The sequence below is a fragment of the Streptomyces sp. OfavH-34-F genome (assembly GCF_022347745.1).
GTDB lineage: Bacteria > Actinomycetota > Actinomycetes > Streptomycetales > Streptomycetaceae > Streptomyces.
This window is the reverse complement of record NZ_JAKRGC010000312.1, coordinates 1-7,626: the sequence shown is the minus strand read 5'-3', so window position 1 is coordinate 7,626 and position 7,626 is coordinate 1. Positions and strand designations below refer to the sequence as shown.

Here is a 7,626-nt window from a genome sequence, read left to right as displayed (position 1 = left end):
GGGGTGGCCGGGCACGAGGTCCGCCTCGACCTCCCCGCACCGCAGGTCCGCCGGGCCGGTCAGCCCGGTCGCCGCGCAGTCCCCCCAGTCGATCGTCCGGGCCTGCGCGGCGCCGGCCGGCTGGGGGGTGACCAGCACGGCCGGCAGCGCGAGCGCCGTGGCTGCGGCGGCCAGAGCCGCCAGGGAACGCGTCACACGTGCTCCTGTTCGATGAGTCGTCACGGGAATGTCCCCGACACGGGGATCACGCCCCGGCGACGGCGGCCCGGGGGTCCACGCCGTCGAGTCGGGGGATGCCGAAGTAGGTCGAGAGGGCGAGCGTCCCGGAGACCACCGCGACGAAGGCGTCCTGGGCGTGCGGGTAGCGCTCGTGGTAGTCGGCCATCGACTGGGCGCGCTGGAAGTAGTCCTCGCGGCTGCGCTGCGGGTCGTAGAAGTACCGCACGTAGTCCAGGAAGCTGCCGACCATGTCGTTGATGCCGCGGTGGTACGCCTCGAACGCCTCGTCCTCGAGGTCCGGGCGGCGGATCGCCACGTCCGCGGCGGCCGCCACCGCGTCCGCGGCGAGCACGGCGAGGCACACGCCGCCGGAGAACAGCGGGTCGATGAACCCGCCGGCGTCACCGGCCGCGAGCCAGCCGGGCCCGGAGAAGCGCTCGACGCGGTAGGACCAGTCCCGGGTGGTGCGGAACTCGCCGGTCTGCTCGCTGCCCTCCAGCAGCTTCTGGAGCTGCACGGTGGACTTCACGTTCTGCCGGTACAGCTCCTCCAGGCCGGTGCCCGACTCGGAGAGGTGCTGGGTCGTCGTCACGTAGCCGACGCTGAGCTTGTTCGGCTTGTCCTCGACCGGGATCGCCCAGAACCAGCCGTCCGGCACGCGCTCGATGAGGATGTTGCCCTCCTGGCCCGCCGGGAGGTCGCCGGCCGGCGAGAAGTAGGTCCAGTACGCGACGTTGCGCAGGTCGTCCTGCCACTCGACGCTCGTCAGCTTCCGGGTCAGGACGCGCGCCTGGCCGGAGGCGTCGATGACGAGGGGGGCCCGGACCTCGGTGCTGGGGCCGTGGGACGGCAGGCAGCGGACGCCGGTGACCCGGTCGCCGTCCTTGAGCAGGCCGGTGACCGGGGTGTTCTCCAGGACGGTGGCGCCGAGTTCACGCGCCCGGTCGAGCAGCAGCTTGTCGAACTCGGCCCGCCGCACGTGGTACGAGTACGAGTACGGCCCCTCGATCTGCGAGAAGCTGACGTTCCACAGGTCGTTCTCCGCGCCCCACACGATGGACAGGCCGTTCTTGCGCGGGAAGCCGAGCGCCTCGATGCGCTCCAGCAGGTCGAGTTCCTCGAACACGGCCATCATGCCCGTGATCAGGGATTCGCCGATGTGGTAGCGGGGGAAGGTCTCCCGCTCCAGGATCAGCACCCGGTGCCCGCGCTTGGCGAGCAGAGCCCCCGTCGTGGCGCCGGCCGGGCCTCCGCCCACGATGACGGCGTCGTACTGCTGCTCGGGAACCTGCATCTCGTACCCCTTACTCTGAACGGTTCGTGAACGGCTCGTGCGCGTGCTCCCGAGCGGCGCGGGAGCACGCGAGGTCAGACCCGGCGCACGGCGCAGGCGGCGGTGCCGCCGGGCATCCGGTGGCGGTTGCGGGCGATGAGGCGGTACACGCCCAGCGCCGCCCAGCGCAGGGGCGGCAGCGGCAGCAGCGGGCCGGCCGCCCGCCAGCCCCGGTGCGGGCTGCCGCGCAGCAGCGCGGCGAAGCCCTGGACCCCGCCGCGCAGGCGGCCGGCGGCGTCGACGTGCACCACCTCGTGGGTGCAGCGGCGCTCGCTCAGGCCCCAGGCGGCGAGGTCCTCACCCTGGTAGGGCAGGACCGGGACGCCCGGCACGGCGTGCTCCGACAGCCAGAGCACGGCCCGGGTGCAGAAGCCGCAGTCCCCGTCGTAGATCAGCACGGGGGGCTGGGTGACGGGGGTCGGCGGGATGCCTGGGGTCATGCCGGGTCACCTCGATCTGTTGGCGAGGAGCGGTGCCTCCTCTTCGCTGCCGATGCTCAGCAGTCCCTGGCGGTAGGCCGTGACCACCGCCTCGGTCCGGTTGCGCGCGGACAGCTTGCGCAGAATGCTCAGCACGTGGGAGCGGACCGTCGCCTGCGCGATGAAGAGGTTCTCCGCGATCCCCTCGTTGGAGTGGCCCGACGCGATCATGGTCAGCACCTCCATCTCCCGGCCGGTCAGCGTGGCCCGGGCGCCGCTGCGGCGCCCGGGGGTCCGCTCCGCCGGCAGGCCGATCAACTCGGCCACCAGCTGGGACGGCAGGAAGAGGTAGCCCTCGGCGACCGCGCGCACCGCGGTGATCACCTCTTCGCCGGGGCTGTCGGAGAAGAGGAAGCCGCGGGCGCCGGCCGAGAACAGGTTGCCGACGTCCTTGCCCGTGGCCTGCTTCGCGCAGACGATCAGCCCGCCGGGGGCGCCGCCCGTGCGGGCCAGCGAGCCGACCATCTCGGCGATGCGGTCGTCGCCCGCCGCCACGTTGATCTCGACCAGCCGGATGACCGAGTGGTCGTCGGTGGAGCGGCAGGTCGACGGGCCGAAGGCCGGGCAGGCCGGGTCGACCTGCAGGAAGTCCACCGCCGCGACGTCCTCCGCCCGCAGCAGGAAGTCCTTGAGCGCCTCGCGGGTGCCTGCGCGGCTGTTGACGACCTCGACGTGTATCACCCGGTGTCCGCCTCTCTGCCGTGGTGCGTGATCGACGGAACGGCCGTCATCCGAGCGGGTGCACATTGGACAGAAGCACCATCACCGGGTCGGAGGTCTCGTCGTAGCCCTTGGAGCGCGCCATGAGGAACTGCGTTCCCACCGCGTCCGGGGCGTGTTCCAGGCTGTACGAGACGTAGTTCAGGAGCGTGATGTACGGGACCGTCACCTGGAGGTCCTCCTTGCACTCGAGCCGGCCCTTCCCGACGATGGTCTGCAACTCCCCCATCGCGTCGAAGATGACCTTCTCCATCCGCCGGTCGGGGTACCACAGCACGTGCAGGAGCTTGCGCTTGTCCTGGGCGACACAGACCTCCTGCCACGGAGTCACCTCCCCGTTCGCCAGCGTGTCCCGGTAGAGCAGGTGGTTGTCGTGCACCCCGGGGTTGGGGGCGAAGAATCGCCATTCGGGCAGGAAGAAGCCGGTAGCTTCGAGCTTCTCCAGCTTCGTGAACTTCCGGGTGGGCTCCTGCTTGACCGTGGTGGCGAGGAACCAGGCGCCCAGGGAGCCGACCAGGACGGCGCGCCTGACGTTCACCAGAAGAGACATCGCTGTTCATCCATTCAGGACGGAGGAGTCGGACGCGGCGGCCAGCGGAACGCCGTCGCGGACCGCCGTGGTGACATCGCGGATGGCCTGGGCGACCTGGGCCGCGGCCCCCATGTCGGTGAGGATCGTGAAGTGATCGGCGCCCTTGATCACCCGGTGGTCACTGTTGGTGGAGAGGCCGCAGAGCTCCCGCTGGAGGTCGAGGTGGACGGGGTCGTCCTCGATCGCCCCCTCCGCGGTGAGGACGACCAGCGGAACGCCGTGCGGGAGCTTGCTGTCCCGCACCTCGTCGATGACGTGGTGCTGCCAGTCGAGGAACTCCGCCAGGGCGCCCGACCACATCTGCGGCGTGCAGGTGACCGCCATGGCCGAGGCGCGCTCGTACGGCGGCAGGCCGTCCAGCTTGGTCTTCTCCGGGGTCGCGGTGAGGTACCGCAGACCCCAGGTGGCCTGCTGGAGGCTGTCGCGGAGGTTGCCCTCGACCTGCTCGACCCCGGACGCCTGGCGGGGCGACCGGACGAGTTCGTCGGGGTGCGTGACGTCCACGAACACCATGCCGGCCACCTCGTCGGGGTGGCGCTGGGCGAAGTCCCGTACCAGCAGCCCGCCGTAGGAGTGGGCGACGAGCACGTACGGCCCGGGGCACCCGATCCCCTCCAGCGCGCTGCGCAGCTCCGCCGTGGACCGCGCGGCCGTACGGGGCTGCGGGCCCTGCTCACTGCGGCCGTTGCCGGCCCGCTCGTACGAGATCGTGGGCGCCCAGGCCGACACCTCGCGCTGCACCCAGGTCCAGCACTCGAGCGGGGAGGCCATGCCGGCCTCGAAGAGCACGGTCGGCCCTTCGCCGGGCTCGCCCATGCGCAGCACATGGAGGCTGTGGCCGCCGACGTCCACCATCGTGCCCGGACTCGGGTAGTCCCTGCGGTCCCTGCGAGCACGCAAAATCCCGTAGAGCCGCCCGGTCGCCATCACACCCGCGCACGCCGTCGCGGCCAGGCCGACACCCTTGTAGAACGAGAAGGATTTCACTCTCACCTCACCGGTACCTTGTCCACGACTGCCGTACCGGCAGTGGGATCTGCGAGCAGTTGTGTGCTGATCAGCCGCCGGTAGAGCTCGTCGCTCGCGGCCAGTTCCTCATGGGTGCCCTGCGCCCGCACCCGTCCCTTCTCCAGCACCACGATCCGGTCGGCGCTCTGCACCGTGGACAGCCGGTGCGCCGTGACCAGGACCGCGCGTTCCTTCGAGAGCGCGGTGAGCGCGTCGCGCAGGGCCCGCTCGGTCTCGCCGTCGAGCTGGGAGGTGACCTCGTCGAGCACCAGCACCTCCGGGTCGGAGAGCAGCGCGCGGGCGACGGCGATGCGCTGCCGCTGTCCGCCGGAGACGGCTCCTCCCGCCTCGCCCACCTGGGTGTCGAGGCCGTGTTCGAGACCGGCGACCCAGGGGGCGAGCGCCGCGTCCTCGACCGCGCGGGCGAGGTCCGCCTCGCCGGCGTCGGGGGCGGCGAGCAGCAGGTTCTCCCGGAGCGTGCCGTCGACGACGTACGCGTCCTGCTCCACCAGGCCGACGCGGCGGCGCAGTTCGTTCAGCGGGACGTCGCGGACGTCCGTGCCGTACAGGCTGATCCGCCCGTCGTCCCGCTCCCACAGCCGCATCGCCAGGGACAGCAGCGTCGACTTGCCGGCGCCGGAGGGTCCGACGACGGCGACCAGTCCGCGTTCGGGGAGCGACAGGGACAGGCCCGAGAGCACGGGGTTCGCCGGGTCGTAGCCGAAGCGGACGTCCTCGAAAGAGAGCGCGGACTTCCCGGCTCCGGCCTCGTCCTCGTGCGGGGCCCGCTCGCCGGGCACGGTGTCGTGCTCGACGGGGGCGCCGAGAACGGCCTGGACCCGCACCGCCGAGGCCATGCCCTGCTGGAGCTGGGCGAACGAGGTGAAGACGGTGACCAGCGGGGAGATCAGGTAGAACAGGTAGAGCAGGAAGGCCGAGTAGTCGCCGATGCTGAGCGACCCGTCCCGCATCCGCAGCGCGCCGATGGCGAAGACCAGGGCGAAGGTGGCCTGGATGCCGGTGTTGGCGGCCGGCGTCATCACCGCGGCCAGGCGGGCCTGGCGCACGCCCTCGCGGTAGGTCGCGTCCGCGTGGAGGCCCACCCGCTGCGCCTCCCGCTCCTCGGCGCGGCTGATCTTGATGGTGCTGACCGCTCCGAGTGCGCGCTGGAGCGCGGAGCCGAAGTCGCCCAGCCGCTCCTGCATGTCCGTGGTCACGGTGCGGATGCGCATGGCGACGAGGACGGAGACGACGGCGGTGACGGCCAGGCAGCCCAGCATGGTGAAGGTGAGCACCACGTCCTTGGTGAGCATCAGCGCGGTCGCGCCGATCACCGTCAGCACGCCGAGCCCGAGCGAGGCGGTGGCCTGGGTGAGGGACATGCGCAGCATGGACGTGTCGGTCACGACGCGGGCCATCAGGTCGCCGCGGCGGAAGTCGGTGAGCTGCGCCATCGGCATCCGCAGCAGCCGGCCGACCAGGGTGTGCCGCACGTCGCGCACCAGGCCGGTGCCCGCACGGGTCAGGACGTACCCCTGGGTGCCCAGGAGCAGCGCCTCGGCCACGAACAGGCCGACCAGCAGGGCGATCGAGCCCGTCAGCGCCTTCTCGCGGTGGATGTCCTCGACGAGCAGGCCGATGAAGTACGGCTGGGCCAGGGCGGCCGCCGTGCTGAGTGCCCCGAGCAGCAGGCCGAGCAGTACGGCACCGCGGTAGGGGCGCAGCATGTTGCCGATCACCCGCATGGGCGGGGGCGGGCCGGCCGCCCCGGTGCCGGCCTCGCCGTCGCGGGCCACCTCAGGACTCCTTCTTCGGTAGCAGCCGCCCCAGTTCGCGCAGCGAGTAGTCGTCGAGCGACAGGTTCTTCGCGCAGTGCACGACGGCGGGGTAGTTGCCGACGAAGGCCCAGACGAATCGGTTGAGCCCCATGAAGAGGGCGTTCGCGCCGTGGAAGGAGCCGGCCAGCCCCATGAGGGCCCAGCTGGTCTTCTTCGGCGCGATCAGTGCCAGCGGGATGACGGACTCGCCGATGATGACGCTCCAGGACATCGCCTTGGACAGCCTGGGGCGGCTCTTCATCAGGTCGTACACGCGCTTGTCGCCGTAGACGCGGGTACGAAAGATGCCCGGCATCGCCATGCCCGTGCGCCAGGGGACGCCCGCGCCCTTGGCGAGTCCGGCGGCCAGGTAGGACAGCATGGTCTGCCCGGTGAGGAACCACGCGGCCGCCTCCTTGACGACCTTGTCGTTCGGGGCGAGCCGGGCCGCCGCCAGGGCCGAGTACGCGACCAGGGTCATGTGGTCGGTGCCGTCGGCTCCGTAGCGGATGCGGTACTGGAGGAGGTAGGTGGTGGCCGTGATGAAGAGCACGGCCACGGTGCGCTGCTGCTGGGAGGAGCGCGGGTTCATCAGTACCGAGGCGGCCAGGAGGCGGCCGGCGAAGATGACCTGGATGCCCGGGGGCCGGAAGACCACGTTGAGGATGTCGGCCCGTCGCCGACTCGACTTCTTGGTGCGTGTCCGCTCCACCAGCCAACTCTGCAAGCCCTTGTCGGACAGGGTGTCCGGCCGCATCAGGTATTCCAGAGAGGTCAGTGCGATCCCGAAAGCCGTTACTGCCTCGACCTGAGCGAGTGCCCGGTCGACGGATTCCAGTGGCTTTGCAGACATGCAAACTCCAGGCGAATCGACGTGATGGTGACGGTGAATGCCCGGCGGGCCCGGGGGACGGCCCGCCGGGCGGAACATCAGCCGGTCAGCGAGGTGCGGCGCTGGCCGAGCAGCTCCTCGGCGCTCAGGGCCTCACCGGCGCCGTTGAGCTGGGCGGTGTCGCTGCCGGCCTCGACGGCACCGTTCTTGGCGGCCCACACGGCGCCACCGACGACCGCACCGACGCCGAAGGCGACGGCGACCGGCGTCAGAATCGGGGCCGACGCGTCCACGAGCTCCAGGGGCTCGATGACGCCCTCACCGGTGGTGGGCAGCTTTTCCTGAGCGGCGCGCTCGATGGAATTCATGTCTTGCTCCTCTGATCTCGTTACCTACGGAAGTCCCGGTGGGGTTCACCACCGGAATGCCGAAGAACGTAACCAGCTGATTCCCCAGCAGCATCCACCGAATTGCTGTGTTTGAAGTATGCGGCGATAGGAACCGGTGCGGAATGACAGTTCGGTACACCCCCTCCGGACCGCCGGAGTAGCCGAATGGGTAGTGCCCGAAAGGCCGCCCCCCGGCGGTCCCCGGCGAGCGCCGCGCGGTGGCCGCACGGGGCGCGG

Annotated in this window: 8 protein-coding genes and 1 pseudogene; all 9 read right to left on the bottom strand. The window is 71.1% G+C overall.

Translation table 11 applies throughout. From position 1 onward, the window contains the following. Positions 1-195, bottom strand: a pseudogene (locus MHW47_RS29360) (hypothetical protein); the annotation flags it as partial. A 49-nt stretch (positions 196-244) separates the two neighbouring features. After that, complete coding sequence (locus MHW47_RS29355) at positions 245-1,513, bottom strand: NAD(P)/FAD-dependent oxidoreductase (RefSeq protein WP_239226797.1); 1,269 nt, start codon at positions 1,511-1,513, stop codon at positions 245-247. Positions 1,514-1,587: 74 nt separating this feature from the next. Then, positions 1,588-1,992 (bottom strand): thiol-disulfide oxidoreductase DCC family protein, encoded by a 405-nt coding sequence (locus MHW47_RS29350; protein WP_239226796.1) that lies wholly within the window; start codon positions 1,990-1,992, stop codon positions 1,588-1,590. Between the two features lie 6 nt (positions 1,993-1,998). Continuing rightward, positions 1,999-2,712, bottom strand: a complete 714-nt coding sequence (locus MHW47_RS29345) for a response regulator transcription factor (RefSeq protein ID WP_239226795.1) — start codon at positions 2,710-2,712, stop codon at positions 1,999-2,001. 46 nt (positions 2,713-2,758) lie between these two features. Continuing rightward, positions 2,759-3,301: a hypothetical protein gene (locus MHW47_RS29340; protein WP_239226794.1), complete on the bottom strand. Its 543-nt coding sequence runs from the start codon at positions 3,299-3,301 to the stop codon at positions 2,759-2,761. Positions 3,302-3,307: 6 nt separating this feature from the next. Next, entirely contained in the window at positions 3,308-4,336 is a 1,029-nt protein-coding gene (locus MHW47_RS29335; protein ID WP_239226793.1) for an alpha/beta fold hydrolase, read from the bottom strand. After that, entirely contained in the window at positions 4,333-6,147 is a 1,815-nt protein-coding gene (locus MHW47_RS29330; RefSeq protein ID WP_239226792.1) for an ABC transporter ATP-binding protein, read from the bottom strand. The genes MHW47_RS29335 and MHW47_RS29330 overlap by 4 nt, the downstream gene beginning before the upstream one ends. Before the next feature lies 1 nt (position 6,148). Then, positions 6,149-7,021: a hypothetical protein gene (locus MHW47_RS29325; protein ID WP_239226791.1), complete on the bottom strand. Its 873-nt coding sequence runs from the start codon at positions 7,019-7,021 to the stop codon at positions 6,149-6,151. Between the two features lie 77 nt (positions 7,022-7,098). After that, positions 7,099-7,368 (bottom strand): hypothetical protein, encoded by a 270-nt coding sequence (locus MHW47_RS29320; protein WP_239226790.1) that lies wholly within the window; start codon positions 7,366-7,368, stop codon positions 7,099-7,101. Positions 7,369-7,626: the final 258 nt, after the last annotated feature.